Source organism: [Rhizobium] kunmingense (assembly GCF_977018605.1).
In genome coordinates, this window is record NZ_CDRNXG010000001.1 from 2195736 (window position 1) to 2220452 (window position 24717).

General features: G+C 58.5%; 33 protein-coding genes. 16 read left to right on the forward strand and 17 right to left on the reverse strand.

The features are described from left to right. Nucleotides 1-57: 57 nt before the first annotated feature. From AC0JZ4_RS10355 to AC0JZ4_RS10370, 4 genes are read right to left on the reverse strand one after another with little or no spacing between them, the layout of a single operon-like run. Complete coding sequence (locus tag AC0JZ4_RS10355) at nucleotides 58-378, reverse strand: hypothetical protein (RefSeq protein ID WP_471886296.1); 321 nt, start codon at nucleotides 376-378, stop codon at nucleotides 58-60. Continuing rightward, nucleotides 378-572 carry a hypothetical protein gene (locus tag AC0JZ4_RS10360; protein ID WP_471886297.1) on the reverse strand — a complete coding sequence of 65 codons (195 nt, stop codon included), beginning with the start codon at nucleotides 570-572 and terminating at the stop codon, nucleotides 378-380. Before AC0JZ4_RS10360 ends, AC0JZ4_RS10355 begins: the two co-directional genes overlap by 1 nt. Next, nucleotides 569-1255: a hypothetical protein gene (locus AC0JZ4_RS10365; RefSeq protein ID WP_471886298.1), complete on the reverse strand. Its 687-nt coding sequence runs from the start codon at nucleotides 1253-1255 to the stop codon at nucleotides 569-571. The genes AC0JZ4_RS10360 and AC0JZ4_RS10365 overlap by 4 nt, the downstream gene beginning before the upstream one ends. Beyond that, nucleotides 1252-1635 (reverse strand): hypothetical protein, encoded by a 384-nt coding sequence (locus AC0JZ4_RS10370; protein WP_471886299.1) that lies wholly within the window; start codon nucleotides 1633-1635, stop codon nucleotides 1252-1254. Before AC0JZ4_RS10370 ends, AC0JZ4_RS10365 begins: the two co-directional genes overlap by 4 nt. A gap of 389 nt (nucleotides 1636-2024) precedes the next feature. On the opposite strand from AC0JZ4_RS10370, the gene AC0JZ4_RS10375 reads away from it, so the two are divergent. Further along, nucleotides 2025-2342 carry an Arc family DNA-binding protein gene (locus AC0JZ4_RS10375; RefSeq protein WP_471886300.1) on the forward strand — a complete coding sequence of 106 codons (318 nt, stop codon included), beginning with the start codon at nucleotides 2025-2027 and terminating at the stop codon, nucleotides 2340-2342. Nucleotides 2343-2522: 180 nt separating this feature from the next. Here the strand turns inward: AC0JZ4_RS10375 and AC0JZ4_RS10380 are convergent, their stop codons facing one another. The 3 genes from AC0JZ4_RS10380 to AC0JZ4_RS10390 all read right to left on the reverse strand — a co-directional run bounded on the left by AC0JZ4_RS10380 (nucleotide 2523) and on the right by AC0JZ4_RS10390 (nucleotide 4367). Beyond that, the gene (locus tag AC0JZ4_RS10380) at nucleotides 2523-3278 is read right to left on the reverse strand and encodes a Rha family transcriptional regulator (protein WP_471886301.1); all 756 of its coding nucleotides are present in this window, start codon (nucleotides 3276-3278) and stop codon (nucleotides 2523-2525) included. Continuing rightward, entirely contained in the window at nucleotides 3278-3613 is a 336-nt protein-coding gene (locus tag AC0JZ4_RS10385) for a hypothetical protein (RefSeq protein WP_471886302.1), read from the reverse strand. Before AC0JZ4_RS10385 ends, AC0JZ4_RS10380 begins: the two co-directional genes overlap by 1 nt. 70 nt (nucleotides 3614-3683) lie before the next feature. Beyond that, the gene (locus AC0JZ4_RS10390; protein ID WP_471886303.1) at nucleotides 3684-4367 is read right to left on the reverse strand and encodes a helix-turn-helix domain-containing protein; all 684 of its coding nucleotides are present in this window, start codon (nucleotides 4365-4367) and stop codon (nucleotides 3684-3686) included. Nucleotides 4368-4491: 124 nt separating this feature from the next. On the opposite strand from AC0JZ4_RS10390, the gene AC0JZ4_RS10395 reads away from it, so the two are divergent. The 4 genes from AC0JZ4_RS10395 (at nucleotide 4492) to AC0JZ4_RS10410 (ending at nucleotide 7854) form a co-directional block, all read left to right on the forward strand. Further along, entirely contained in the window at nucleotides 4492-4701 is a 210-nt protein-coding gene (locus tag AC0JZ4_RS10395; protein WP_471886304.1) for a Cro/CI family transcriptional regulator, read from the forward strand. Nucleotides 4702-4741: 40 nt separating this feature from the next. Continuing rightward, nucleotides 4742-6181, forward strand: a complete 1440-nt coding sequence (locus tag AC0JZ4_RS10400; protein WP_471886305.1) for a replicative DNA helicase — start codon at nucleotides 4742-4744, stop codon at nucleotides 6179-6181. Between the two features lie 2 nt (nucleotides 6182-6183). After that, a complete protein-coding gene (locus tag AC0JZ4_RS10405) occupies nucleotides 6184-7122 on the forward strand; it encodes a YdaU family protein (protein WP_471886306.1) in 939 nt (312 codons plus the stop codon). A 189-nt stretch (nucleotides 7123-7311) separates the two neighbouring features. Beyond that, entirely contained in the window at nucleotides 7312-7854 is a 543-nt protein-coding gene (locus AC0JZ4_RS10410; RefSeq protein ID WP_471886307.1) for a DUF6362 family protein, read from the forward strand. Nucleotides 7855-8286: 432 nt separating this feature from the next. Here the strand turns inward: AC0JZ4_RS10410 and AC0JZ4_RS10415 are convergent, their stop codons facing one another. Then, nucleotides 8287-8712 carry a hypothetical protein gene (locus AC0JZ4_RS10415; RefSeq protein WP_471886308.1) on the reverse strand — a complete coding sequence of 142 codons (426 nt, stop codon included), beginning with the start codon at nucleotides 8710-8712 and terminating at the stop codon, nucleotides 8287-8289. Between the two features lie 45 nt (nucleotides 8713-8757). Next, nucleotides 8758-9450, reverse strand: coding sequence for a hypothetical protein (locus AC0JZ4_RS10420; protein WP_471886309.1), 693 nt, complete (start codon nucleotides 9448-9450; stop codon nucleotides 8758-8760). 91 nt (nucleotides 9451-9541) lie between these two features. On the opposite strand from AC0JZ4_RS10420, the gene AC0JZ4_RS10425 reads away from it, so the two are divergent. The 7 genes from AC0JZ4_RS10425 (at nucleotide 9542) to AC0JZ4_RS10455 (ending at nucleotide 14050) form a co-directional block, all read left to right on the forward strand. Continuing rightward, nucleotides 9542-9859: a hypothetical protein gene (locus AC0JZ4_RS10425; protein WP_471886310.1), complete on the forward strand. Its 318-nt coding sequence runs from the start codon at nucleotides 9542-9544 to the stop codon at nucleotides 9857-9859. Between the two features lie 10 nt (nucleotides 9860-9869). Next, on the forward strand, nucleotides 9870-10121 hold the full coding sequence (locus tag AC0JZ4_RS10430; protein WP_471886311.1) for a hypothetical protein: 252 nt from the start codon (nucleotides 9870-9872) through the stop codon (nucleotides 10119-10121). A gap of 271 nt (nucleotides 10122-10392) precedes the next feature. Continuing rightward, nucleotides 10393-10863, forward strand: coding sequence for a terminase small subunit-like protein (locus tag AC0JZ4_RS10435; protein WP_471886312.1), 471 nt, complete (start codon nucleotides 10393-10395; stop codon nucleotides 10861-10863). Further along, complete coding sequence (locus tag AC0JZ4_RS10440; RefSeq protein ID WP_471886313.1) at nucleotides 10841-11050, forward strand: hypothetical protein; 210 nt, start codon at nucleotides 10841-10843, stop codon at nucleotides 11048-11050. Before AC0JZ4_RS10435 ends, AC0JZ4_RS10440 begins: the two co-directional genes overlap by 23 nt. A gap of 106 nt (nucleotides 11051-11156) precedes the next feature. Then, nucleotides 11157-12683: an IS21 family transposase gene (gene istA, locus AC0JZ4_RS10445; protein WP_471885053.1), complete on the forward strand. Its 1527-nt coding sequence runs from the start codon at nucleotides 11157-11159 to the stop codon at nucleotides 12681-12683. Further along, nucleotides 12673-13485, forward strand: coding sequence for an IS21-like element helper ATPase IstB (istB, locus tag AC0JZ4_RS10450; protein WP_094513296.1), 813 nt, complete (start codon nucleotides 12673-12675; stop codon nucleotides 13483-13485). Before istA ends, istB begins: the two co-directional genes overlap by 11 nt. Before the next feature lie 367 nt (nucleotides 13486-13852). Next, nucleotides 13853-14050, forward strand: a complete 198-nt coding sequence (locus tag AC0JZ4_RS10455) for a hypothetical protein (protein WP_471886314.1) — start codon at nucleotides 13853-13855, stop codon at nucleotides 14048-14050. Between the two features lie 74 nt (nucleotides 14051-14124). Here AC0JZ4_RS10455 and AC0JZ4_RS10460 read toward each other — a convergent pair whose 3' ends face one another. The 4 genes from AC0JZ4_RS10460 to AC0JZ4_RS10475 form a co-directional block, all read right to left on the reverse strand. Then, entirely contained in the window at nucleotides 14125-14304 is a 180-nt protein-coding gene (locus AC0JZ4_RS10460; RefSeq protein ID WP_471886315.1) for a hypothetical protein, read from the reverse strand. 1 nt (nucleotide 14305) lies between these two features. Then, nucleotides 14306-15580: a hypothetical protein gene (locus tag AC0JZ4_RS10465; protein ID WP_471886316.1), complete on the reverse strand. Its 1275-nt coding sequence runs from the start codon at nucleotides 15578-15580 to the stop codon at nucleotides 14306-14308. Between the two features lie 277 nt (nucleotides 15581-15857). Next, on the reverse strand, nucleotides 15858-15992 hold the full coding sequence (locus AC0JZ4_RS10470; protein ID WP_471886317.1) for a hypothetical protein: 135 nt from the start codon (nucleotides 15990-15992) through the stop codon (nucleotides 15858-15860). Between the two features lie 150 nt (nucleotides 15993-16142). Further along, nucleotides 16143-17177, reverse strand: coding sequence for a dipeptidase (locus AC0JZ4_RS10475; RefSeq protein WP_471886318.1), 1035 nt, complete (start codon nucleotides 17175-17177; stop codon nucleotides 16143-16145). 202 nt (nucleotides 17178-17379) lie between these two features. On the opposite strand from AC0JZ4_RS10475, the gene AC0JZ4_RS10480 reads away from it, so the two are divergent. Both AC0JZ4_RS10480 and AC0JZ4_RS10485 read left to right on the forward strand, forming a co-directional pair. Next, nucleotides 17380-18888 (forward strand): serine hydrolase domain-containing protein, encoded by a 1509-nt coding sequence (locus tag AC0JZ4_RS10480; protein WP_471886319.1) that lies wholly within the window; start codon nucleotides 17380-17382, stop codon nucleotides 18886-18888. 35 nt (nucleotides 18889-18923) lie between these two features. Continuing rightward, a complete protein-coding gene (locus AC0JZ4_RS10485; protein ID WP_471886320.1) occupies nucleotides 18924-19838 on the forward strand; it encodes a LysR family transcriptional regulator in 915 nt (304 codons plus the stop codon). A 13-nt stretch (nucleotides 19839-19851) separates the two neighbouring features. Here AC0JZ4_RS10485 and AC0JZ4_RS10490 read toward each other — a convergent pair whose 3' ends face one another. The 4 genes from AC0JZ4_RS10490 to AC0JZ4_RS10505 form a co-directional block, all read right to left on the reverse strand. Further along, the gene (locus tag AC0JZ4_RS10490; protein WP_471886321.1) at nucleotides 19852-20718 is read right to left on the reverse strand and encodes a D-amino-acid transaminase; all 867 of its coding nucleotides are present in this window, start codon (nucleotides 20716-20718) and stop codon (nucleotides 19852-19854) included. 26 nt (nucleotides 20719-20744) lie between these two features. Next, the gene (locus tag AC0JZ4_RS10495) at nucleotides 20745-21806 is read right to left on the reverse strand and encodes a DmpA family aminopeptidase (RefSeq protein ID WP_471886322.1); all 1062 of its coding nucleotides are present in this window, start codon (nucleotides 21804-21806) and stop codon (nucleotides 20745-20747) included. Nucleotides 21807-21990: 184 nt separating this feature from the next. After that, nucleotides 21991-22203, reverse strand: coding sequence for a hypothetical protein (locus AC0JZ4_RS10500; protein WP_471886323.1), 213 nt, complete (start codon nucleotides 22201-22203; stop codon nucleotides 21991-21993). Between the two features lie 78 nt (nucleotides 22204-22281). Next, on the reverse strand, nucleotides 22282-23643 hold the full coding sequence (locus tag AC0JZ4_RS10505; RefSeq protein ID WP_471886324.1) for an amidase: 1362 nt from the start codon (nucleotides 23641-23643) through the stop codon (nucleotides 22282-22284). Between the two features lie 149 nt (nucleotides 23644-23792). On the opposite strand from AC0JZ4_RS10505, the gene AC0JZ4_RS10510 reads away from it, so the two are divergent. Then, nucleotides 23793-24089 (forward strand): hypothetical protein, encoded by a 297-nt coding sequence (locus AC0JZ4_RS10510; RefSeq protein ID WP_471886325.1) that lies wholly within the window; start codon nucleotides 23793-23795, stop codon nucleotides 24087-24089. A gap of 152 nt (nucleotides 24090-24241) precedes the next feature. Further along, the gene (locus AC0JZ4_RS10515; RefSeq protein WP_471886326.1) at nucleotides 24242-24643 is read left to right on the forward strand and encodes a DUF983 domain-containing protein; all 402 of its coding nucleotides are present in this window, start codon (nucleotides 24242-24244) and stop codon (nucleotides 24641-24643) included. Nucleotides 24644-24717: the final 74 nt, after the last annotated feature.

Sequence of the window (24717 nt, forward strand, 5' to 3'; positions counted from 1 at the left end):
CTGACGCCTAGCGAGGGCCTTGACGAATTCATGCAAGGGGTTTTCCTGATCCATCGATCAGTTCTCCCCGTTATTCGACTTGTCCACAGACCATCCGAGCAATGATCGAAGAAATGGCGTGAGGGTCCATACTTGCTCTCCGCCGGTCATAGTGAAGCAATTCCGCAGTGTGTCATGTGCGCCGCTATCCTGAAGGACGAACATCGCCTTCGTCCTGACGTCCTCGAGCGTTTGGCACGGGAAATTGATGATCGCGTCCTCAGCGGCCATGTAATTATCCCAATGAGAGCAATTCTCAGCTTCCTTTTCGTCCCTGTTGAAGATCGTCTGCCAAGCGTCTCGCTCGGCATAATATCGGGCGATGAGATCGTTCAGCATCAATCAGCCTCCATCTCATCGACGACAGCCTGTGCCGCCTGCATCTCATTGGCTGCGCCTTCCACCAGAAGGCTGATGGCGCAATAGTCGCGACCGTTTGGGAACTTTGCCCCCTCAAGCGCGAGCTTAATCGCGTGGAGATAGCTTTCGCCGGCGCCAAGAGCATCGCGGAGCTTGTTGGTTGCGGGGGTCATATCGCAACCCTCCCGGCGTCCATCCCATCGATGCTGGCGATAACCTGCTCCAGCTGTTCGATTGACAGTTCGGCCTCATCGGCGCGTAGCGCGAGGATCGCTCTGAGGCGATGATGCTTATCAGTCTCCTGCTCATCGTCCCGCGTGCCAGCGGCGATGCTCATGACGCGCGTCTTTTCGAACATGAGAAATTGTTCGATGCTCTCCAGGTATTCGCCGGCGGCATTCAGTCGGTGCCGGCCGGGTATCTCACACTGAGGCCGATTGATAATTCCTCCAAGGATATCTACGCAGGTGTTAAGGCCATCCTGAACGGCAAACCATCCGCTGCCGGAAACCTGCTTCATGTCAGGGAAATCCCCGACCATATTAAGCGCATCGCGGATCACTCCGCTGCCGCTGACTTCTTCAATGCCATCGAAATACGCCATCGCGCCATCGATCAGAGCCTTCGACATATTGCTGCCATCGAACTCAACCATTTCCTTCTGCAGGAGGCGAAGGGCTGCCATGGCTCCGGTCGGAGTGGTCGCGATGTGATTGCCGCTGCCGACGTCGGCAATTGCGGCATGGAACGCCGCTTCTTCAGGTGTGTCGTCGATCGGGACCGATAGATTGTTGACTGTGTGCTCGGCCGCTTTGAAGCGAACAATGGCGTTGAGGAGATTGTCGACGGATCTCATGCCTCGACCCTCCGCTTCTGCTCGGCGGTAAGCCAACCAAGGGCAGCGTTCATCATTGATGGGATGCGGAGCGTATCACCGCATTCGTAATCTTCGACGGCCAACTGCAACGCCATCTGCGCTTCGATCAAAGTTTCCGCAGGCCGCTGCCAGTTTTCGAGGATCTTCATCGAAGACTCGTAGGTTGAGGGAAGATTATCGCTTTCGCCGCGCTCCGAAGCTTCCAGGCATTCGGCAAGGTAAAGGTTCCACTCGCCGCGGTAGCGGTGAATAGCGGCCGTGAGGGAATAACCTCTTTGAGCCGCAAGACGCGAAACAACGTTCGCGCTAAGTTCGCCTATGCTTTTAGGCGCAGTTGTGCTATCCCGGTGATCGCTCATCAGGCAAATCCTTTTTGCTTGTTTGTGTTAAGCAGGCTCGGGGCGACGTTTGGCGACTGCTGCCCCGACCTGCTGCTATTCCAGAGGGCTCGCGCACCCAGGCGCGAAGAACTCCTTATTCGGACCGGCCGCTGCCGGCATTTCCTTTTCCACTCTCTCCATCCGCTCCCTGATGCTACGAACTATTTCGCTATTCATCGAGCTTCCGAACCTATCCGACTGACGCTCCAGAAAGCTTTTCAGTTCTGGCGGCAGGCGGCAGAGCATTTTAGCGTGTTCTTTCATTGGTTTGCTCTCCAGTAAGGTTAATATGTCATAGTGCTACCATTGCGGCCAAGCGTAATATAGCACTATGACATCATTATTTTAGTGTTTGTGAAAGCGTGACGATGGCGAAGAGTACGATCACCGGCGATCCGGTTTCCGAGCAAGACAAATTCATGCTGCGACTTCCGGCGGGCATGCGCGATCGGATCAAGGCCAAGGCCGACGAGAACAGCCGCTCCATGAACGCCGAAATAGTTTCGACCCTGGAGCGCGAGTATCCAGCGCCGTCGGACGTGATGCACATCCACCTTGAAAACATTCGTAGAGCGCTTGATGAATACGAGCGCGAGACGGACCCTAGAAGGCGACTCAATCTTCAGACGATGGTTGAGGCGATGGTAACCTCCGGCCACAACTTTGAAATCGATTGGGACGATTGATGACCTTGCAGAGGTACCAAGGAACGGCAGTAGGCATAGCTTCGCCATCCGACCGAATCGGTTCATTTATTCCACTCCAATCTGGTGATTGCGGCCCCCGCCGATCCCACCCGGTTAAGTTTCGCGACGCACGCCACGCTTCAAAGAGATAATGTCGCCAGAACGAGAAAAGTTTCAAATTTAACTCGGCGCATTATCCTTATGGTTAACAAGGGGTTGACTCGGCTGTAGGTCCAACTTGAACCGGCCCTCGACGTAAGGATGGGTATGAAGGTGGCCGGCCGAGTGCTGGCACTCGTCGACGAAGCGCCGAAAGATGGCCGAAACCTCCTTCTTTGAAAATCCGGAATTATGGACGCCATCGGCATGGGTGTTGCGGACCAGCACGCGCACCGTCGGCGCGTACGGGCTATCCCGCATGATCTTGTCGACCACCGGCATAGACAGGCCGTCTTCCTTGTTCATGCGCTTCCGGATCCGCTCAATGCCTTCGCAATCGGTCGGCATCTTCTCCAAGACGGTATGCGCCTGGGTGATCAGGGAGACCTGCGAATTGAGCGCTGCAATCTGCTCGCCTTGCTCAGCCTGGCGCCGCTCGACCTCGGCCTGAAGCGTCAGCATCTGGATCAAGGTCTCGGTCGTCGTGGGTGGACGGCTAGCGCCAGCTTCCAATTCGCGCAGGCGCCTGACGACCCGAAGACGGAGTTCGGCACTATAGCTGAGAAGCACTGTCTCGGTGTGGTCGCGGTCTAGGACATACTCCGTCTGCTCGCGGTTCATGCTGTCACGATAGATGTGAGCAAAACTGCTCACATCTACGCCAAGCTCCTTCATAGTGCGCTCGATGTCGCGCTTGACGTCTGGGTGGCGCTTTCCTGTCAACTCCGCGATTTCGCGGCTCGACATTTTCACGGTGGGGGAGGTCAGCATGTTCATCACTTCGCCCCCTCGACCACGAGCGATCGGAGGAAAGGCTCCGCCAGCGCGTAGTCCTTGCCGCCATACTCCGGCATATCAAGGCAACTGAACAGGGTGTCACGGTCGCCTACGGTACCATTGAGCAGATATGAAATCTTGCTCTGCACGTCGTCTGCCGTAAGGCACGGAAGCATGACGAAATGGCGAAACGCATCAATCTCGGCAGATTGGGCGCGATCGCTTTCCGCTTGATCGAAAGAGTTCCCATCAGGGTCGAATGTCGCTTCGTCAGCGATGACTGAAGCGCGGTGCGCCTCGATCGCATGCAGTACGGGATTGACGTTGAGGTGCATGTTCAGCTCCGTTGTTGGAGCCAAATAAAGCACCGCTTGAATTGTACGTCAAGTCGCGCTTGATAAAAAATCAGTCCATCCGGAAATAGCGGCGTTGCTCTCTGACCACTCCGATCACCCTGCCTGGGTTTTCCTGATCTATCCGGCGGTACGGGCTGTTTCTTGTATCGGAGTTGTGATGTAGCTCAAATATGGGCGCTCTGTACTCGTCTGTGCCCATCGGAATGTAGCGGCCGAAGTAGACGCGTTTGTTCGCCATTTCTACCACAACGATATCGCCTCGCTCTGGTGCTCGACCGGTGTCGATAATGATGAAATCTCCTATTGAGAAATCCGGGTTCAGAAGATTATTGTTTATTTTCAGAGCGAAAACGTCGCCTACGGGTTTCCATCTGATCTCAAGAAAATCGTCCGCGACCCAGCTAAACGGGTCTTCTTCTTCGTCCGATTCTAACGACGACCATTCCTCCGGATTTTTCCATTGGACGATGGGGGCTCTAACGGCAACAGCTGGAGCTTCCCACGAAGAGTGTAACCCGTGGACGAAGTCTGCTGTGGTGATTTGCTTATCGAGGGCGAGGCCAATTACGTGCCGAAGGTCGGAAAGGTTTTTGTAGTTCGGGATCGTCCTATCGGTTTCCCATTGGCTAACCGCTTGAACGCTAATACCCATTTTCTCAGCGACTGCCGCTTGGGTCAGGCCTGCACGCTTACGCGCGTCCTTGATCTCACTTCCGAGAGTATTCTTCGGCATGATAAAATTCCTCAATGATATTCGTATCATAAAGGCATGCTTTATGAATTCAACCAAGCGGTGCTTGAAAACATAGTAAAGAACGGCTTTAATCGGCTTGATTTAAATTCAAGCGAGATGTGCGATGTCACTAGCGAAAGCTTTGAAAGCTGTAGGTGGACCGGCTGAGTTGGCGCGCCGGGTAGGCGTAACTGCTCAGGCAGTTTGCCAGTGGAAAAAAGTGCCTCCGACCCGTGTCCTGGCCGTAGAGCGAGCAACTGGGATTAGCAGGACCGACCTTCGCCCAGACCTCTATCCGCCAGTTGTGCCTACGCCCGCTGAGGTTTTGGAATGAAGCGCGCCTCTCACGCGCATGCACGCGAGGGGAGGGCCTGATGCATCTCCCAGCCGTAAGCATCGACATCGACAAAACCGGCTTTGTGCCTGAGCTTGAACAGCAGGTTCTCGGATCTCTGCTGCTGACGGGGCATCATTCGTCCGTCCAGGGCGTCGTTCGCCCCGAGCATTTCCTTCACCCGATCCACCGCCGGATCTATGAGGCGATCGAACTGGCCGCAAGCCAGTACGGTTCGTCGAAGCTCGACCTCGCTTATCGCATGGTGCCGGCGGAAGACGTGAAACGTTTGTCGGATGAGATGAAGGCGCCGCTTCGCGAGTACTTCGCAAATCTCGCCGGCTCGACGGCGCTGAGCCTTAAGCACAGCGTTCCAAACCTCATTCAGCAGTGGGCCCGGATCACGACAGGTATCGAGGCGGATCGGGTGCGGCTCGCATCGACTGATCCGTCGGTTGATGCCGCGGCGCTGATCAGGGCCGCAACCCGTGCGCTCGATGATGTAGCCTCAGGCCTTCGTGGCGCAGGCAGGGGAAAGACACGCTATTCGCTGTCCGAAGCCGCTGACGAGGCGCTGGAAGAAACGCAGCGGGCTATGACGTCTGGCACCGGCCTTACCGGCATCACGTGGGGCCTTGCCGATATCAACCAGGCCACCGGCGGCATCCACAAGGGTGAGATGGTCATCCTTGGCGCACGCCCCGGTATGGGCAAAACGGCGGTAGCGCTGGGCGTCGGCATGAAGGCCGCTCGATCCGGTGCCGGCGTCTGCTTCGTCTCGCTGGAGATGAGGTCCGGCCGACTTGCCATGCGCGCGCTGACAGACATCGCTTTCGATTGGAACATCAAGGTTCCATATAACGACCTGATCACCGGCCGCGTTGCCGAGAATGATTTCGAGGCGATTGTCGCTGCCAAGCAGGAATTCAACAAGCTTCCACTTTGGATCGAGGAACAGCCAGGCCTCTCGATCGCAGACCTTAGGGTCAAGCTCGACCGCATGCAGGACGTGGCGGCTCAGGACGGCAAGAAGATCGACCTGCTGATCGTGGACTACCTGCAGCTTCTTTCCGCTTCCTCGCGCTACTCTGGGAACCGGAATAACGAGGTTTCGGAGATATCGGCCGGCCTGCGCCAGATCGCCCGTGAAAACGACCTCGCCTTGGTGGCGCTATCCCAACTCAGCCGCGGTATCGAGAGCCGGGAAGATAAGAAGCCGATGCTGGCGGACCTGCGCGATTCCGGATCGCTCGAACAGGATGCCGACACGGTCGCCTTCCTTTACCGTGAGGCCTACTACCTCGCCAAGGATAAGGGCAAGGATCCAGACGCCGACATGGAGCGCCTGGATAAGCTTGCCGAGTGCGAGAACAAGCTCGAATTCATCATCGCGAAGCAACGCAACGGGTCGGTGAAGACGATCGACCTTTTCGTCGACATCGCGTCTTCGGCCGTTCGGAACGCAGCGAGGTCGTTCTGACCATGCGCGCAGATTACGTCCCAGATTATCGTCATTGCCTGTTGCCGTATGTGCAGTGGTTTCAAGACGACTTCCTCGGCGGCGTTCGGGGAATGAAGGCGCAGGAGATAGGGATCTACACGATCCTGCTCAACGAAATGTACAATCGCGGGGTAGCGCTGGAGCAATCCGACGAGCGTTTGGCGCGCATGTGCGGTGCCGATATCCGCGTCTTTAAGAAGGTTCTGGCTGACCTGATCCAGGACGAAAAGATCGTTCGTCTCGACTGCGGACTTTGGAATTTGAGGTGCGAGGATGCATTCACTTCCAGAGCATTAATGCTGAGGAAGCAATCTGAGGCGGGGAAAAAGTCTGCGAAAAAACGTAGGAAAAACAGTGGTGGACTTGAACAAGTGTCGGACGATGGTTCAACCGATGTTCAACCAATCTCAGAAGCTCAGAATCTCAATAATATAGAACCTTACGGTTCTTCCTCATCGCAGCCGTCGGCAGCGAAGGTGAACGAGGCCGTTTCGAAGAAAAAAGCTCTTGAAGCTGAGTTCAACGAAACCTTCTGGCCTGCCTATCCCCGCAAGGTCGAGAAGAAGGATGCCCTGAAGGCGTTCCTCAAAGCTCGCGCCGTGGCCTCGCTCGACACGATCATGGCTGGCCTTCGCGCATTCGCAGCCGAGGTCGTCGGCAAGGAACCTCAGTTCATCCGGCATGCCTCCAAATTTCTCAACGGCGAGAGCTGGAACAACGCCGCAGAGGCATTATCGGTCACGCCGGCCGTCGTCGACGATGCGACATGGACAAAGCGCCTGACGTACGGGCGGCGCGAAGGCAGATGGGCCTCGACAAAATGGGGCCCAGCGCCAGGCAAGCCGGGCTGCATCGTCCCGACCAATCTCATCCAATCCGAAGACGGCGCCGGCTGGCGCGAGTGGGAGCAAGCAGCATGATCAATCTCCTATGGGCTCAGTTCATATTTTGGCCGGCCTGCATCGTCGCCTTCCTCGCCATCCTATGGTTCGCTCCCGGCGGATGGAGAGACGAACGACGCGCGAAGAAAAACCATCAACGCCGCCAGAAAGCAGACCGCGCCGCTCACGAAAAGTGGATGCGCAACCGGTCGAGATTGTGAGAACCGGATGCCGAAGATCAAACTAAAGCGTCAACAGAAGCAGAAGAAGCCGGTGGGCCTGCCGCCGCCTGGCTGTATGGTTCTGCCAGAAGACAGCCGCATGCCGACGGCCCGCATGAAGCTGCCACCGCAGCCCCCGCGGACGCCGGCCCCGCGCGTAAAGTCGTCGAAGGTCAAGGTTTCGCGCACGGACGTCGAGGGGCGCTTGATGACGGCGATGAGGACGCTGCGCGCCATGCCCGACCGGGAGCGACGGTTCTTCATCGTCAAATCATCATCCCCGGACTACGTGCAGGAGTCCGTCACCGCCTACGCCGCGGTCGAAGACATCGGACCCCGCTTCCAGCCATCGCCTGCAGACATATCCGATTGCCTTCACGCGCTGGCATGGGTGCGTCACCTCGATCGAGCCGCTTGGCAGATCTTGTGGTGGCGTTCGTTCGAATTGTCGTTCGGCGTCATTGGCAAATACATCGGCCGCAGTGACGAGACAGCGCGGAAGCGGTTCGAAACGGCTATCACCGACGCATGGATCGCGGCCAATGTGTGATTTGGCTAGCAGATGGCAAATTCTTGGTGAAATTTCCTAGAAATTGCTTGGCATAGTTGGCTCCAAATGCCATTTTGCGTGAAATAATCGGTGATTTGCGTTTTGAGGGGCGATGGGCCGCCCGTGAGGCGGCCTGCCGATTAGTCACGGGACGGTCTTCTTCTTTCTGTGCTTCAGATAGACGTCGAGAGCGGCTAGCACGAAGTACGCCAGAGGCAGTAGGTCGTTCATGTGTTCGATCAATTGATCACCTCCTTTCTTCTACAAGGGTCCAGTACACGGCGAATGGTTGTCGCCGCGAACTGGCTACCGTGTATCCTCATATGAAGGGAGATCGGGATTGCTGGAGTACAGTATACTCGCGCCGAAAAATCGCTCAGCGATACGCAGCGCGCAGAATTCGAAGGCATGGATGCCGCGGACGTCTCGGGATTAACCTAACGGCTCTGGCGGCTCGTTGTCAGGGTCGCGAGGTTTTTGCTTTCGCTTTATAAACCGTCGCCACGTCCATCCGGCGAACCAGTAAACCGCAAGATTTATCGCCAACACAAAGAAGGCGAGAACGAACGCCTCGTTCAAGGATGGGGGAGGTGGCGAGCCAGTCCTATCGGCTGAACCGAAGATGATCGCTAAGGTTATGCCGATCGATGCCATGAGAAGTAAGTAGCCGGAGCACAACACGACAAGGAATTTCGAAAGTCTGTAGGCGGCTCCCAGCACCCATCTGGCGGCTTCCCAAATCCTAAGGCTGCCTCCCCCCAAGACCCTGTCCATCCATCTCTTCGCATTAGGATGCGCGAACACCTTTTCGGCAAGAGCGCCAGCAACTGCCCCGATCAGCACCAAAACCACTTCCATGCAAAGGCCCCCTACGCCTCAGTGAAGGAGGCAGGCTCGCGCGCCTCATTTCAAAGTGACCATTCCGCTTTTATCGGACGAGATGTAGTCGTATTTGATGCTGTCGACAGTTGGGGGAATGAGGTTGTTTTCTGGATCGCGATACCAGCTCATCAGAAAGCCTACCGTCACTCTGCAAAAGGTCTCTTTTGTCAGCATTTCTATTACCTCGGCATGCTCTCCATCGTGCGTCCGGACATAGTCATTATATACCAAGCGCCATGCTTCGTTGAGGACCAGCGCCCTGTCTTCATTGAGCCAGATATTCAGAATCTGCACCTTTTTCGAAGTTTCGGATAACGCATTTCTTAATTCCTCGGTGTTGTGCTCGGCCTTATTAAACGTCAGCAGCCCTGGGGATTTCTCGTCGAAATAGATGGTCGTCTCCTGGGGGAATTTGCGAGTGTTCGTGATCGCGTACCGCCGCGTCACTTGATCGGGTATCGAATACCATCCGCAAAGATCCTCGAGGCTTTGGATCAGCTCGACGAACGATCGGTTTCTGTCCGCAGCGATAAGTGCTTCGTTGGATGCCGCAACCTGCTGGTAAGCAAATATCGCCGCTGCAGCGGAGGCGAGAGCAGATATTGAGCCTAGGATGCCTGAGCCTATTGGAACCCAATTTTGAAAGCGAACCAATACGCTCTTATTCTCGGGGCGCTTCGTCTTGGTATCTTCGGTTGTGACTTCTTCTGTCAACTTCATCCCCTGAGTTAGCCTATGCCCGTACCGAAAACGCCTGGCATGAGAAATTCGCTCAATCTTTGAATTTAATCAAAGGGAATCGCTGATGAGCCTTGAAGACGAAAACGTCGTCGACCGGCAGGAATTCATTGCCATGGCTTCGCGCGCCAGCGATGAGATCAAGGCGCTGCGCAGTCAGGTCGCGTTCCTCGCGCCGAAGGCTCAGGCCTATGACGCCATGATTATGATCCTCAGCCTTGTTCCCCAGCAGCGGCAGGGCATGACTGAGGACTTCGCCGGCATCCTTGATCGCCGAGTGTCGTTCTTGAAGGGTGCCGGCAAGCCGAAGCCGCCCCCGCCGGGCGCAAAAGGCGTGACAAGCCCGTTGGGCCAGGACGAAGTGGAGGGCGAACAGGATGCTTAGCGGGCAGTCCATGAACGCGCTCCCCGGCGACCTTTCTGCGCAGCGGGAAAAGGAGTTTCAGCAGTTCATCGAAGACAGCGTCTTCGCGAAGATCGTCAAGACGGCTTCTGGTTCGGCAATTCTGATCGATGGGCAGTTGATTGAGGTGACCTCAAGCAATCCCGTCTTCCACGTCGAGGCTATTGCTCGCGCTCTTCGGTCTCGCGGTACCGATCAATGCACGTCTGCCAGAACAATGGTCCAGGCCGGGATTGCCTCGTGACGCGCTTCACAATGATGCTGCCCGATCGGTTGTGGCGTTGCCGGATCGGTCGGGTGCAACTTAAGCCAGGGGTGAGAATGGTCTGCCCCTTCGCCTGCAATCACCCCTTCTGAGTTTTCGAAGGAGCGGGAATGCCAGCCTAGGGCGACCGATCCCAGGGCTCATAAATGGAAACAAGGTTTCGCTCGCGGCTTAGAACCAGCCGGCCGCTCCGGGGGACGCCAATCCCTCCCATTTTACCGGCGCAAGCGGACAAATCGGAATTTGTGATATGGCAAAGCCATCAAAGTTCACTGACAGAGTAGTCGATACGATCTGCAACCGGATAGCTGATGGCGAGAGCCTTCGGTCGATCTGCGAAGACGACACGATGCCTGCGAAATCGACCGTGCTTGCATGGTTGTCTGATGATGAAAACGCGGCATTCCGGACCAAGTACGCGCGCGCACGCGAAATGCAGGCCGACGCTCTTTTCGACGACATGATCGACATCGCCGACGACGGGCGGAACGATTGGATGGAGAAGCGAAACTCAGACGGTGAAAACGTCGGATGGCAGGAGAACGGTGAGGCGCTGCGCCGGTCTGATCTTCGCATCAAGACACGGCAGTGGATGGCCTCGAAGCTGCAGCCGAAGAAATACGGCGACAAGCTGGATATCGATCAGAAGACGACGGTTGAGGCGGGTGACAGCGTGATGGCGTTGATGCAGGCGATTGATGGGCGCACCCGCACTAAGTGAGGAAATGGTCGAGCGCTGGGCTGATCGCCGCTGGCGCTTGAACAACCTGTATTACATCGAAGACAAGTACGGCAACGTCGTGCTGTTTCAGATGAACGCAGCTCAGGAGAAGCTGCTCGACGATCTGCACTATCTGAACATCGTGATGAAGGCGCGTCAGATGGGCTTCTCGACGTTCATTTGTTGATTTCCACTGAGAACTGACCCGGCGTGGCCTGATATTTCCATTGAGAATTGACCCATGTTCCAACCTTCCCTCGCATGTTTTCAGCGGGGGCTATGGAGTGATCGACATGGCGTTATTGAGCGTGATCCGACGCTGGCATTTTCGAGACCATCTATCGATCCGGGAGATTTGCCGCAGGACCGGCCTATCCCGGAATACCATTCGCAAATACCTTCGCCTGGACGGCGTGGAGCCGAAGTTCAAGGTGCCGGAGCGGCCGAGCAAGCTTGATCCGTTTGCAGATCGGTTGTCGGCCTGGCTGAAGACCGAATCCAAGAAGAACCGCAAACAGAAGCGGACGATGAAGCAATTGCATGCCGATCTGATGAGCCTCGGCTATGAGGGTTCCTATAATCGGGTGGCGGCATTTGCTCGGGAATGGCGTGATGATCGGCAGCGGGAATTGCAGACGACGGGTCGCGGGACATATGTGCCCCTGGCGTTCGATCCCGGTGAAGCCTTCCAGTTCGACTGGTCGGAAGACTGGGCCATCATCGGCAACGAGCGCACCAAACTACAGGTGGCGCACACGAAGCTGAGTTACAGCCGCGCCTTCATCGTGCGGGCCTATCTGCTGCAAACCCACGAGATGCTCTTCGACGCCCACAACCATGCATTCCGCGTGTTCGGAGGCATCCCCGGTCGTGGCATCTACGACAACATGCGCACCGCGATCGACAAGGTCGGCCGTGGCAAAGAGCGTGACGTCAACGTCCGCTTCCAGGCGATGGCCAGCCACTACCTGTTCGAACCCGAGTTCTGCAATCCGGCTTCCGGCTGGGAGAAGGGACAGGTCGAGAAGAACGTTCAGGACGCGCGTCATCGTCTGTGGCAGCCAACGCCGCGCTTTCCATCGCTGGATGCTCTGAACGACTGGCTCGAGCAGCGCTGCAAGGAGATCTGGGCGCAGACCCCACACGGCCAGATGCGTGGCTCCATTGCCGACATCTGGGCGGAGGAAGCACGCGCGCTTATGCCCGTTATCCGGCCGTTTGATGGGTTTGTCGAACACACCAAGCGTGTCTCACCGACCTGCCTCGTCCATCTGGAGCGCAATCGCTACAGCGTCCCGGCGTCCTTCGCCAATCGACCGGTGAGCCTGCGGGTCTATCCGGATCGTGTCGTGGTTGCTGCGGAAGGACAGATCGTTTGCGAGCATCGTCGCGTCATCGATCGCTCCCATGACCGACCGGGACAGACCATTTACGACTGGCGGCACTATCTGGCGGTGGTGCAGCGTAAGCCCGGCGCTCTGCGCAATGGTGCACCATTCGTCGAGCTACCGGACGCATTCCGGACCTTGCAGCAATATCTCCTGAAGAAGCCGGGTGGCGACCGCGAGATGGTCGATATCCTGGCGCTCGTCCTTCAGCACGATGAACAGGCCGTCCTGTCGGCGGTCGATATGGCACTGAAGTCCGGGATTCCGACCAAGACGCATGTACTGAACCTGCTGCATCGCCTCGTCGACGGCAAATCCTTCACGCCGCCGACCATTGATGCGCCGCAAGCCTTGACGCTCATCAACGAGCCCAAGGCCAATGTCGAACGATACGATGCCCTGAGAAAGACGGAGGCCCGCCATGCGTCATAATCCAGCAAGCGGTGCTATCGTCATCATGCTGCGGCAACTGAAGATGCACGGCATGGCACAAGCCGTCGGCGAACTGACTGAGCAAGGATCGCCGGCGTTCGAGGCTGCCATTCCGATCTTGTCGCAGCTCCTCAAGGCGGAGACCGCGGAACGTGAAGTTCGTTCGACTGCCTATCAGCTCAAAACAGCTCGCTTTCCTGCCTATCGTGATTTGAACGGCTTCGACTTCGCCAGCAGCGAGATCAACGAGGCGCTCGTGCAACAGCTTCATCGCTGCGACTTCCTGGACGATGCAAACAACATCGTTCTGGTCGGTGGCCCTGGCACGGGCAAGACACACATTGCTACCGCGATAGGTGTTCAGGCCATCGAACATCACCACAAACGGGTCCGATTCTTCTCAACGGTCGAACTGGTCAACGCGCTGGAACAGGAGAAGGCGCAAGGACGGTCTGGGCAGATCGCCAATCGGCTCGTCCACTCCGATCTCGTCATCCTCGATGAGCTTGGATACCTGCCGTTCAGCGCGTCGGGCGGTGCGATGCTGTTCCACCTGCTCAGCAAACTCTACGAGCGAACCAGCGTCATCATCACCACAAACCTCAGCTTCAGTGAATGGGCCAGCGTGTTCGGCGACGCCAAAATGACCACAGCATTGCTCGATCGGCTTACCCATCATTGCCACATCCTTGAAACCGGAAACGACAGCTTCCGCTTCAAGAACAGCTCTGCGCACGACACCAAAACGACAAAGGAGAAAACGAGGAACTTGACCACGACCGCAGACCCGAAACATACCTAACAAGCGGGTCAATTCTCGGTGGAAACGCCGGGTCAGTTCTCAGTGGCAATCAACATTCGTTCGGGATGATGTGGTCGGGTCAATGTCACTCGCGGTAATGGAGGGCACCCTCTTCGTCGAGAACATCGACAAGGAAGCAGCCAGCTTTCTTAGATCTTACAACCGAGAATTCGACCAATTTAAAACTGTATCACTTGATGCGCCGGTGCCTGGATGCGATGGGATTACATATCTGGACAGGCTTGCCGATCCTGACGCTGTCCAAGAGTAGGACTTTGAAGCTCACGGCCTGCCTGACCGGGCCGTGCAGCAGTACTCGGTGCCGTAGATGATCGGTCAGTGTGAAGCGAGCAGGAGGGGCTGATCTTTGAACGCCAGCGTTCCGGATGGAGACGATAAGCCGATACGAAATCGCAAGCCGATCTGGCCGTGGCTTGCACTGCTGGTCGTCACGCTGATGGTGATCTACGCCTACAACGAGGCGCTGGCGGTGTTCGATGACCTAGGCCAGACGGGCCGTGACTTCGTGCAGCTCTTCAAATGGCTGCTGTCAATTGTGGAATAGTCAACGACGCGCTCTATAGTCTCCCCAAAATTAAAGCCCCGCCAGAGACGGAGCTAATTGTTTTTGAATGTCGTTCAGTAGTGGGCACTGCGTTCCAATTCGCGCTTCAGCGTTTCAGAGAACGACTTCGAAGCCTTGCCAACGACTGCTTTGGTTGTTTCTTCACGCTGAATTTTCTGGGCAATCAATGGAAGCTTGGAATCTGATGGGCTTCGTCTGCCTGTCGCGGACTCGCGTTTATCAAGAGTTGCCATTTTAGTCTCCGTCTGAGTTGTCAGCTGCATACTCTGAAAAATAGCCGTTTACAAACCGTAAGTTTCTGTCCGGATCGAAGTAGTGTTTTCGCTTGACCCAGACAAAGCCGTCACCTTTCGATATCACTGCGACGTCAATCGCGCCGCCAACGGTCTCGATTTCGCGAGACACTTTTCTCTGAAGAGAGGTAAGACTCACGAGCGATTCCGCAAGATTTGCTAGCTCGTCCTTCGGCAAGCTTGCAACCATGTCAATGATTGGTTGCGCGAAGCGTTCCTGCCTAGTGTTCCTGTCCTCTTGCCAAAATGTTTCAAAGGCGGCGTTAACGGCCGCCTCTAGTGCGGGTTTGAACGCTTCCTTCTGTTCCTCGCTTGTTGCCAAGGCATTGGCCACGTCAAAGGCATTGCTCATCAACAAGGCGTGAATATTGTCCTTTAATTGAACAGCGTGGTCAGGATCGATGCCTTCCATAAAGCGATAGACCATATCAGTCTGCGCGAACGGAACGATGGTTCCGGAATGCTTGCGTGTTACGTCGATAGCGCCTGCTCTCAAGTACTTCAACCGACCCGCAACGATCCCGTCGATTTCAAAGCAGACCATCGATGGAAGAAGCTCTTTTTCACCGAAGCCTGCCACGACTAGGCCGCTATGCGCGGTGGTCGACCTATTTTTTCTGACAGCAAGGACAACTAGGCGCTTGAGTTCGTCTGCCAACTGCTCCAGTTGCGGCGGCATCCCGGCGACCACATCATTAACAGCGGCGGCGTAATCTTCACCTAGGGCGTCCCATTCTTCCTGTGTCAGAAAGTCATCCTCGCCCTCTAGATCTGCTATGTGCAGCTCGATCTCTTCGCGGAGGTCGTCGAGGAAATTCTCGTCATTAGGGCTGGTTTGCAGAAACTCAAAATACCTATTGATGATTTGAGATATCGCGGTGCGTCCTATGCTCCTCACGAGCACCAAGCTGTCAGTCGGTGGAAATTCGAAAAATGTAGTTAGAAAGTCCCTCAGGTCATCAGCCCAATGAAATAGTGTGTCGAAGCTCTTCTTAGGCCGTCTTCGGCGGTATTCCTTAAGTATTGTCTCCCAAGGAAACCCCATAAATTCTGCGTTTCCGTAGATCATTGCCCCTACGGGTTCAGTTTTTGAAAGAGAAAAAAGCTTATTTACGGTGTCGTATGTTTTCTGTCGGCCGCCGGTGGAAAGCGTAACCTTGCTGTCAGCCGCAAGCGCAATAGCCGACTTATTGATGATCGCAATTTCAGCGGTCATTTTTTCTCCCCAGAGTTGTATGGGGAGAAGAACATGATTCGAGTGACGATGGAAGTTTGCTTATGATCTACTTCTCTGATCGGTTGCTAACTCACTGTTTGCAGGGTGCGGCACGTTTGGCTTGACCATGAAATTCGCTACGGCCCGCTTCAAGGCGATCTGCCAGGATCCGAAGTCTATGAACTGGCCTGTTTCGAGTAGGTGATAGTAACTAGAGCGGTCCCCCGCTACCAATTTTCTCTTACATATCCGATGAATATCCAAATTGTCTGGCGCTTCAGTGTGTCGCAGGATCGTCATCCGCATCGGTGTGCGAGAGGATAAGCCCCGGCACATCATCGCTCCAGGCGCGAAGGCGGCCATCGGGGCGCTGCTCAAAGCACACCGTCACCTTGAATGAGCCGTTCTTCATCTCTTCCTCATCTCTTCCTCGCGGGCTAGCCTGCTGCTAGCGCGAGCAGAATTTTCAAGGGCATCACATGGACACTCGGTTGACAGGCTGTCAACGCGTGCTGCTACCGTCGCGAACCAAGCTTTCGCGGGGCATTCGGGGAGGGCGCCTTCACCCGCCCCAGGTCCTCTCCAGCACATCGGCCCAGTTCCGCCACAACACCTGCTCCAGCGCCGCGCCATCGAAGCCGCGGGCGCGTAATGCGTCCACCAGAACCGGAAGGCCGCTTGCGTCCTTCATGGCGGCGGGGATGGTCGTGCCGTCGAAATCCGAGCCGAGCGCCACGTGGTCGATGCCGATACGGTCGGCAATATAGGCGACGTGGTCGACCAGAAGCTCGATGCTGGTGTTCGGGTCGCGGACGGCATCGTTGCGCAGGAAGAGGACGCCGAAATTGATGCCGGCGAGGCCGCCGGTGTCGCGGATCGCGTCGAGCTGGCGGTCGGTCAGGTTGCGGCTATGCGGGCAGAGCGCATGCACATTCGAATGCGAGGCGACGAGCGGCGCATCGGAAAGCCTGGCGATTTCCCAGAAGCCCGCCTCGTTCATGTGCGACAGGTCGATCATGATCTTCAGCTCGTTGCAGGCGCGGATCAGATCGCGTCCGGCATCCGTCAGGCCGGGGCCGATATCGGGCGAGGACGGGTATCTGAACGGCACGCCATAGGCAAAGATGTTCGGCCGGCTCCAGACGGGGCCGAGCGTGCGTAGGCCCGCCCGATGCAGCACGTAAAGCGCATCGAGATCGGCAGCGATGGCTTCGGCGCCCTCGATATGGAAGACCGCGGCGAAGCTCCCGGTCTCGATCGAGCGTCGGATATCGGCGGCCGTGCGGCAGACGGTGACGGCACCGTCGGAGCGTGCCTCGATATCGAAGAGAAGCCGCGCCATGGCCAGCGTTTCGTTGAGCGCGTCCGGCTGGGCAGGGGCGGGGAAATCGCCGTTGGCGTCCTTCGTCATGCTCGGCGAGGGGATGTAGATGGCGCAGAGACCGCCCGCCAGTCCGCCGGCTCTTGCGCGCGGCAGATCGATATGGCCGGTTCCGTCGCCGTTCAGGAAGGCGGCGGCCGGATCCTTGATGCCGCTGCGGCGCAGGCGCAGAAGCGTGTCGTTGTGACCATCGAAGACCGGATGGGGAATGCTCATCTTTGAAAAACCTTTGAAAACAGTCGGCGTGCCTTGGTCATTGTCCTAGGCCAAACCGGCACGATGCTACAAATGCATTCCGCGAATGGCGAGTGCACAAAACGGAATTGGTTGCCTACGACCCCGCCTGATATGAGCACTTCAAGCGCTTTCCGCCAGAGTTACATTTCCGGCGCATTCGCCCAGGCATTGGAGACACGATATGGCAATCACGGCTCATTGGGAGGCGGCGGAAGCCGCCGTCAGACGGTTTACCGACACATGGAATTCCGATGAACCCGGCGGAGCGGTGGTCGGCTTCGATGGCAGCGGCATCCGCCTTGCTGCTGCCGGTGGCGTCGAGAACCTCTCGACCATGGTGCCGTTTTCCGCCGATACGGTGGTGCGCTATGCATCGCTGACCAAGCATGCCTTCTGCGCCATGGTGCTTTCGCATCCCGAGGTCATCTCGCTTGACGACCGGCTCGGGCAACATCTGCCGGAACTCGACGAGCCGATGGCGAGTGTTACCGTCGGTCGGGCGCTCGACATGTCGGGCGGCCTGCCAGATACGCGCGAATGCCTGACGCTGCTCGGGCTTTCGGTCTTCACCGAAACCAAGGTGGCACCACTTCTCGAGCTTCTGGCACGTCAGACGCGGCTGAATTACGAGGCCGGCACGGAAGTCTCCTATTCCAACACCGGCTACCGGCTCGTCGAGGCGGCGCTGGAGCGCCAGGGCCTGTTGTTCCGCGATTTCATCGTCAGGGCCGGGGCATCGGCCGGTGCCGTGTTCGATGCGCCGGATGTGTGGAACGATGCGGTTTTGGGCCTCGCACCCGGTTACTGGCATGATGGCGACAAGTGGCAGCTTTCGGCGGCCGGCCTGCATATTTCCGCCTCCGGCAGCATGACCGGCAGCGCGATAAGCCTTGCCGCATGGCTGCGTATGCTGCTTACCGGCGAAGGTGATTTCGACGGCGTGCTCGCCCGACTTGCCGCGCCGCGGCCGCTGAAGGACGGGCGGATGAGCGGTTACGGCCTCGGGCTTCGTCGCACCGTGATCGGTGGTCGCGAATTTACCGGCCATGGCGGCTCGCATCCCGGCTACAAGAGCTATTTTCTGCTCGACCAGACGAATGGCTGCGGCTTCGTCGTCGTGTCGAACCGCGAGGATGCCAATGGTAACAAAATCGCTCAGGAGGCCATGGCAGCACTCTTCGGCCTTGCCCTTCCTGTTGCCTCGTCCGCTCTGGCCGATGGTGTTTACGTTTCCGAGGAAGGGCCGCTCTGGGCGGAGGTGAAGGGCTCGACCGTCACCTGGCTCGATGCCGATGATACGGTCTATGAAGACGATGACGGTTATGCCTCGTCGTTTTCCGCTTCGTCGCCGATGCGGCTGAAGATGGATGGGACAGCGCTTGTCGGCGAGATCGGGCATCCCGCCCGCCGGCTGCTGCCGGCTGTCGATGAGGGCGTGCCTCCGGGGCTTGCCGGCCGCTGGTTTTCTGACGAGGGTGCCGTTTTCGACATCGACGGCGATCATCTGGTGATGGGCGTCGGGCCGGTGCGGCAGCGCATGCCGCTCACGTCGCTGGGCGGCGGGCGCTTTCTGTTCACGCTGAAGGACGGGCCGTGGACGAAGCGCGTCTGCCTGCATGTGCTGGCGGAAAACCGTGTCGAGCTGGTGCTGTCGCGGGCGCGGATGATCGAATATAGCCGCGCCGGCTGATTGATTTTCTCATCCTTTGGGACCAATGGAAGGCCGTGAAAGCGGTTTTTCCCTGGGAGCGCGGTGTGGAAGTCAAATGGCTTGAGGATTTTCTGGCGCTGGCCGGAACGCTCAATTTTTCCAAGGCGGCGGACGAGCGCAATGTCACGCAGTCGGCCTTCAGCCGGCGCATCCGCCAGCTGGAAGCCTGGGTCGGCGCCAGCCTTATCGACCGCGCCACCTATCCCTCGCGGCTGACGGAAGCCGGCGAGCGTTTCGTGCCGGTGGCCGAACAGACGCTGCACAATCTCTATCAGGCGCGCCGCAACCTGCAGATCGAGGACGGCACGGATGCGCGCACGATCACGCTGACGGCGCTGCATACCCTGTCCTTCACCTTCTTTCCCGGCTGGTTGAGCGGGCTGAATGACAGGCTCGGGCCGATCGTTTCGCATCTCAGGCCCGATTCCGGCTCGATGGACGAAAACCTCAATTCGCTCGTCGATGGCGACAGCGATTTCCTCCTCACCTACCAGCATCCCGACGTGCCGATGCTGCTCGACAGCCGGTTCGAGCATGTGCGGCTGGGAACGGAAACACTGCTGCCGGTGTCGGTGGTCGGTCCGGATGGCGGGCCACTGCATCGGGTGGCAGATGGCTTTGCCCATGTCGGCTACCAGAAGACATCCTTCTTCGGCCAGCTGATGGCAAGCAGCCTTGCCACGCGCCTGCCGGCAGAAAACCGCGTGCATGTCGGCAGCCATTCGGTCGGCCTGAAGGGCATGGTCGTTTCGGGATGGGGGCTTTCATGGCTGCCGGAAAGCCTTGTTTCCAGCGAGCTTGCCGGCGGCACGCTTATACGCGCCGCCGATGCGGACTGGGACATCGATGTCGAGATCCGGCTCTATCGCTCACGGGAAAACCGGCGGCCGATCGTCAAGCGTATCTGGAACGCGCTGACCGCCGGGTAATCGTTGCCATTCGTCAAACTGCGGTGCGGCGGGCGTTGTCCATGTAAAGCGTGCGCAGGCGCTTGAACATCTCGCCGGGCTTGCCGTCGCCCACCGGCTTGCCGTCGATCATGGTGATCGGCACGATGAAGTTAGACGCGCTTGTCAGGCAGGCCTCGCGGGCGGCCATGGCCTCTTCCACCGAGAAGGGGCGCTCCTCGATCGTCAGGTTCTGTTCGCGGGCAAGATCGAGCACGGCCAGACGCGTGCAGCCCGGCAGGGTGGCGTTGCCGTTGCCGCGCGTGATGATGCGGTCGTCATGGGTGATGATATAGGCGGTCGACGAAGCGCCCTCGGTGACGAAGCCGTCTTCCACCATCCAGGCCTCGTCGCAGCCTTCCGCCTTGGCGATGCGCTTGGCCAGAACCTGCGGCAAAAGGCAGACGGTCTTGATGTCGCGGCGTTCCCAGCGCTGGTCCGGCACTATCTTGACCTTCAGGCCCTTTTCCACGGCTGCGACATTTTCCAGCGTCTTTGCCTGGGTGAAGAGCAAAAGCGTCGGGGCCAGATCTTCCGAATAGAGGAAATTGCGGTCTTCGGCGCCGCGCGTGTATTGCAGGTAGACGACGCCTTCGGTCAGGTTATTCTCTTCGACCAGACGCTTTTCGATGGCGACGATCTCGTCGGTCGTGATCGGCAGAGTGCCGCCGATTTCACGAACGCTGCGTTCCAGCCGCGTCATGTGCAGCGGGCTGTCGATCAGCTTGCCGTCGAGCACGGCGGTGACTTCATAAATGCCGTCGCCGAACAGGAAGCCGCGATCGAAGATCGAGATATGGGCGTCGTGTTCGGCCAGGAATTCGCCGTTCAGGTAGACGGTGCGGGGCGTTGCGGCAGGCATGGCATGTCCTTTGGAAGTGTCGTGGGTCAGCGACGCTTGATGGCGTCGAGCGAAATCGCGTGGATGGTCGATGGCTTATCCGTGCCGGCATTGTAGCCGTGCGTCGTTCTCGCCATCGTCATGGAATTGAGGATCGCCTCCTCGCTCGCCTCGATCACCGCTTCAAAGAGCGGCGAGACGACATCGTTGGAGAGGACCGGATAGGAAGTGATCGCCTCGCGGCGCGCCGGCGTGCGGCGCACGGCTTCGTTGGTGGAGAAGGCAAGCGCGTAGTCGCCGGAGCCGTTGCTCAGCGCCGCGCCGGTGCGGGCAAGGCCGCCGAAACAGCGTTCGGCAAGGCGCTTCAGGTTGCGGGCACAGAGCGGCACGTCGGTGGCGACGATCATGACGATCGAGCCGTCCTTATCGTGCGGGGCGTCATGTGGGCCTTCCGCTTCATAGGGCTTTCCGACAACCGAGAGCTTGCCGCCATAGTTGGACTGGACGAGGACCCCGAGCGTGTAGGTCTCGCCGGCAATCGTAACCTTCCGCGAACTGGTGCCTATGCCGCCTTTCATGCCGAAGGCGACCGTGCCGGCGCCGGCGCCGACTGCACCTTCTGAGACTGGGCCGGTTTTGGCGCCGGCAAGTGCCGACCGCATCTCCTCCACCGTCGGACGGGCGGCGCGGATGTCGTTAAGGCGCGAATCGTTGGTTTCGCCGACGACGGCGTTGAGCGAGACGACGCGCTCATTGCCGGGCTGGCTGATCGTATAGGTGTTGATCGCCTCGATGGCGCGGCCGACGGCCAGTGTGTTGGTGAGCAGGATGGGCGTTTCGATTTCGCCCAATTCCTCAATCTGCGTCGAGCCGGCGAATTTGCCGAAACCGTTGAAGACGGCAAGCGCTGCGGGGAGCTTGTCCTGAAACAGATTGCCGGAATGGGGGATGATGGCGGTTACGCCGGTGCGGGTACGCTCGCCCTCGACCAACGTCACATGGCCGACCGCGACACCGTCCACATCGGTGATGGCATTCAGCGGGCCGGGCTCGTAGTGGCCCGGTGCAAGGCCGAGGTCGCGCAGGCGAAGGCGGTTTTCTTCGGTCATCTTGTCTGCCCACCGGTCATCAGTTGCTTGTTGCGACGGTTTCTAACCCGTCGCGGCAAAATGGGGCACAACAAAAATGGAATAGGGCCAGTCTCGTGGCGCAACAGGCGCGACAAGCGGTGTCATGGATGCGGTCGCCGCATCAGAGGATGCGACGCCGGCCTGTTCCGATTTTAAGGGGGCGCTAGCGAATGCCGAAGGCGGCTTCCGACGCCGGCGTTATCATCTCACGCTGATTGTGCCGCTGGCTGCGTCCGCGCGCCTGCAGCAGTCGGTCGAGTTCGCTCTTCGATGCACCGAAGCGGGCGATCAATCTCTCCGCCTCCGGTTCGTCGAGGCCGTATCGCTCGCGAAGTTCAGCGGGGGTGTAGGAACGCGGGTATGTTGTCGTGGTCATGGTAACTCCTTCCGAAAGGGAAACACCATGAGCCGAGCCTACGTTCCTTCAATCAATGCTACGCGTTGTAACGTGGCTTCATCCGCGGATGACGTCCTCGTAGCGCAGCGAGGCGGACAGGAGCTTGTCGTCGTCACCGGCGATGCCGGAAAGAAGAAAGCCGACAGGCATGCCGGCATCGCCGGTGCCGCAGGGGATGGAGACGCCGCACCAGTCGAGGAAATTGCCGAAGCCGGTGTTGCGCAGCGTCTTGCCATTGGTGGCGAAGAACAGGTCGTCGTCGCCGATGAGCGGCTCGATCGCCGGTGCCACATGGGCAACGGTCGGCATGGCGACGAGGCGACCGGCGAGCAGGTCCTCGGTCTCCTTTGTCAGCTTTCGGCGGATCTCGAGCATCTCGATATAGTCGGCGGTCGCGATATTGCCGCCAAGACGGATGCGGGCGACGACGCGCGGGTCGATGCCGTCGGCCTCCGGCCCGTTCAGGCGTTCGCGGTGAAGCGCGAAGGCTTCCGCCGTCACCAGCGCGCCGCGTGCCTTGACCAGTTCGCCGATTGCCTCGAAGGCGGGAATGCGAAGCCGTTCGATACGCGCGCCTTCCTTTTCGAGCCGCGCGACAGCCGCCGCGAAGGCTTTAACGACACCTTCTTCCGCGCCATCGAAGACGCCGTTTTCCGGGATGACGATATGGAGCGGCTTGTCCGTGCCGCGCAGAATCTCGGGGCGGGTTGCGCCGCGCATGGCGGCATCGACCCAGATCGCGTCCTGTACGGTGCGGGTGAGGGGGCCTAGGCAATCGAGGCTTTTGGCGAGCGGGAAGACGCCGTCCATCGCATAGCGGCCGCGGCTCGCCTTGTAGCCGACGATGCCGTTCAAGGCAGCCGGGATACGGATCGAGCCGCCGGTATCGGTGCCGATCGCCACCGGCACGAGGCCTGCGGCCACGGCAACCGCCGAACCGGAGGAGGAGCCGCCGGGGACACGCGGCACATCGGTGCTTCTGGGATTGTGCGGGGTGTCGTAATGCGGGTTGATGCCGATGCCGGAAAAGGCAAACTCGCTCATGTTGGTACGGCCGATCGCGACCATGCCGGCCTGGCGCACCAGATCGACGACCGGCGCGTCAGCGGCGGCGGGTTCCGCTTTCGACAGCACCGTGGAGCCTGCCGTGGTCGCCATGCCCTTGAGGTCGAACAGGTCCTTCCAGGCGATCGGGATGCCATCCAGAAGGCCGAGCGACCGACCCTCGGCAATGCGTGTGGCCGATGCCTGCGCTTCCGCCATGGCGCGCTCCTTTGTCAGCGCGGTGAAGACGGCCTTGTCCTCATGGCTGTCGATCGCATCGAAAACCGCGGCCGCGATCTCGACGGGATTTGCCTTGCCGGAATGGATCAACAGCGAAAGCTCGGCAATGGACATGCTGGAAAAGGGTCTGGTCATGAGAAAATCCCGAAATGCGAAGAGACTGGCAAAGGTGTAGCCGATATTGCCGGCAAGGGTAGCGGAATTTGTGCCACAGCCCTATCTCCTCAGCATCTCAATTGACGAAGGATCGCAGCCACGATCCTTCAAGGCGCAAGGATGATGTGATGAAATCCGCCATTGCTTTGACGATCGCCGCACTCGCACTGGCCGGCTGCACGGCCTCGGCCACCACCGCCAGCTTCTCGCTCAACGAGCGGGCGGGACTGGAACCCATACCCGGCAGCATCACCTATCGCGGCCAGACGCGCACACGGCTCACCCGGTCGCCGATCGGCAGCACGCTATCCCACCAGTTCATCGACCAGTATGGCCGAGAAGTGCATGAAACCTATGTGATCGAGCCGGATCGCAGCCTCAAGATCATCGATCGTTTCGTCAGGCGAGAGCGCATGTGGGATTGAGATGCAGGGCTGATTCGCGGCTTTCGGCGACGGCTGTCCACCGGCATCCGCTGCCCGAGGCAGATTGACGCGCTTCAGTTTGTTGCCTTGATGATTGCCAAGGTTCGGCGTTAGGCATCTCTAAAGATCACATTCGAGAGAAAGCCGGACCCATGGGACATGATGCACAATGGCCGCCACTTTCGCCTTACCAGACCGGTATCCGCGGGCATTGCCCGCGCTGCGGACAGGGGCATCTGTTCGACGGGTTTCTGACGATGAAGCCGAGCTGTGAGGTCTGCGGCCTCGACTACGGCTTTGCCGATCCCGCCGATGGCCCGGCCTTCTTCGTCATCTGCTTTGCCTGTGTGCCGAGCGTGGCGCTGGCCGTCTGGCTGGAAGTCGCCTTCCAGCCGGCTTTCTGGGTTCATCTCGTGGTCTCGCTGCCTTTCCTGCTTCTGACCTGCATCCTGCCGCTGCGACCGCTCAAGGGGTGGCTGGTGGCAAGCCAGTTCTTCTACAAGGCCGAGCAGGGCAAGCTGGATCGCGGCTCCGGCCTCAAGCGCGGCTCCTGACCTGGGCCGTCTCCGGCCCCGGCAAAAAACCTCTGTTTTCCCGCTTTTCCGGCTGGAACCTTTTGCGGTTGCGA

What these genes read in the sequence shown, in the direction of transcription:
- AC0JZ4_RS10400 (WP_471886305.1), top strand. Translation starts at nt 4,742, where the DNA reads ATGCATCTCCCAGCCGTAAGCATCGACATCGACAAAACCGGCTTTGTG.
- AC0JZ4_RS10410 (WP_471886307.1), top strand. Translation starts at nt 7,312, where the DNA reads ATGCCGAAGATCAAACTAAAGCGTCAACAGAAGCAGAAGAAGCCGGTG.
- istB (WP_094513296.1), top strand. Translation starts at nt 12,673, where the DNA reads ATGCGTCATAATCCAGCAAGCGGTGCTATCGTCATCATGCTGCGGCAA.
- AC0JZ4_RS10395 (WP_471886304.1), top strand. Translation starts at nt 4,492, where the DNA reads ATGTCACTAGCGAAAGCTTTGAAAGCTGTAGGTGGACCGGCTGAGTTG.
- AC0JZ4_RS10370 (WP_471886299.1), bottom strand. Translation starts at nt 1,635, where the DNA reads ATGAGCGATCACCGGGATAGCACAACTGCGCCTAAAAGCATAGGCGAA.
- AC0JZ4_RS10500 (WP_471886323.1), bottom strand. Translation starts at nt 22,203, where the DNA reads ATGACCACGACAACATACCCGCGTTCCTACACCCCCGCTGAACTTCGC.
- AC0JZ4_RS10495 (WP_471886322.1), bottom strand. Translation starts at nt 21,806, where the DNA reads ATGACCGAAGAAAACCGCCTTCGCCTGCGCGACCTCGGCCTTGCACCG.
- AC0JZ4_RS10425 (WP_471886310.1), top strand. Translation starts at nt 9,542, where the DNA reads ATGAGCCTTGAAGACGAAAACGTCGTCGACCGGCAGGAATTCATTGCC.
- AC0JZ4_RS10355 (WP_471886296.1), bottom strand. Translation starts at nt 378, where the DNA reads ATGCTGAACGATCTCATCGCCCGATATTATGCCGAGCGAGACGCTTGG.
- AC0JZ4_RS10490 (WP_471886321.1), bottom strand. Translation starts at nt 20,718, where the DNA reads ATGCCTGCCGCAACGCCCCGCACCGTCTACCTGAACGGCGAATTCCTG.
- AC0JZ4_RS10460 (WP_471886315.1), bottom strand. Translation starts at nt 14,304, where the DNA reads ATGGCAACTCTTGATAAACGCGAGTCCGCGACAGGCAGACGAAGCCCA.
- AC0JZ4_RS10435 (WP_471886312.1), top strand. Translation starts at nt 10,393, where the DNA reads ATGGCAAAGCCATCAAAGTTCACTGACAGAGTAGTCGATACGATCTGC.
- AC0JZ4_RS10505 (WP_471886324.1), bottom strand. Translation starts at nt 23,643, where the DNA reads ATGACCAGACCCTTTTCCAGCATGTCCATTGCCGAGCTTTCGCTGTTG.
- AC0JZ4_RS10440 (WP_471886313.1), top strand. Translation starts at nt 10,841, where the DNA reads ATGGGCGCACCCGCACTAAGTGAGGAAATGGTCGAGCGCTGGGCTGAT.
- AC0JZ4_RS10405 (WP_471886306.1), top strand. Translation starts at nt 6,184, where the DNA reads ATGCGCGCAGATTACGTCCCAGATTATCGTCATTGCCTGTTGCCGTAT.
- AC0JZ4_RS10365 (WP_471886298.1), bottom strand. Translation starts at nt 1,255, where the DNA reads ATGAGATCCGTCGACAATCTCCTCAACGCCATTGTTCGCTTCAAAGCG.
- AC0JZ4_RS10480 (WP_471886319.1), top strand. Translation starts at nt 17,380, where the DNA reads ATGGCAATCACGGCTCATTGGGAGGCGGCGGAAGCCGCCGTCAGACGG.
- AC0JZ4_RS10360 (WP_471886297.1), bottom strand. Translation starts at nt 572, where the DNA reads ATGACCCCCGCAACCAACAAGCTCCGCGATGCTCTTGGCGCCGGCGAA.
- AC0JZ4_RS10475 (WP_471886318.1), bottom strand. Translation starts at nt 17,177, where the DNA reads ATGAGCATTCCCCATCCGGTCTTCGATGGTCACAACGACACGCTTCTG.
- AC0JZ4_RS10385 (WP_471886302.1), bottom strand. Translation starts at nt 3,613, where the DNA reads ATGCACCTCAACGTCAATCCCGTACTGCATGCGATCGAGGCGCACCGC.
- AC0JZ4_RS10515 (WP_471886326.1), top strand. Translation starts at nt 24,242, where the DNA reads ATGGGACATGATGCACAATGGCCGCCACTTTCGCCTTACCAGACCGGT.
- AC0JZ4_RS10430 (WP_471886311.1), top strand. Translation starts at nt 9,870, where the DNA reads ATGAACGCGCTCCCCGGCGACCTTTCTGCGCAGCGGGAAAAGGAGTTT.
- AC0JZ4_RS10380 (WP_471886301.1), bottom strand. Translation starts at nt 3,278, where the DNA reads ATGAACATGCTGACCTCCCCCACCGTGAAAATGTCGAGCCGCGAAATC.
- AC0JZ4_RS10390 (WP_471886303.1), bottom strand. Translation starts at nt 4,367, where the DNA reads ATGCCGAAGAATACTCTCGGAAGTGAGATCAAGGACGCGCGTAAGCGT.
- AC0JZ4_RS10470 (WP_471886317.1), bottom strand. Translation starts at nt 15,992, where the DNA reads ATGAAGAACGGCTCATTCAAGGTGACGGTGTGCTTTGAGCAGCGCCCC.
- AC0JZ4_RS10465 (WP_471886316.1), bottom strand. Translation starts at nt 15,580, where the DNA reads ATGACCGCTGAAATTGCGATCATCAATAAGTCGGCTATTGCGCTTGCG.
- AC0JZ4_RS10375 (WP_471886300.1), top strand. Translation starts at nt 2,025, where the DNA reads ATGGCGAAGAGTACGATCACCGGCGATCCGGTTTCCGAGCAAGACAAA.
- AC0JZ4_RS10510 (WP_471886325.1), top strand. Translation starts at nt 23,793, where the DNA reads ATGAAATCCGCCATTGCTTTGACGATCGCCGCACTCGCACTGGCCGGC.
- istA (WP_471885053.1), top strand. Translation starts at nt 11,157, where the DNA reads ATGGCGTTATTGAGCGTGATCCGACGCTGGCATTTTCGAGACCATCTA.
- AC0JZ4_RS10415 (WP_471886308.1), bottom strand. Translation starts at nt 8,712, where the DNA reads ATGGAAGTGGTTTTGGTGCTGATCGGGGCAGTTGCTGGCGCTCTTGCC.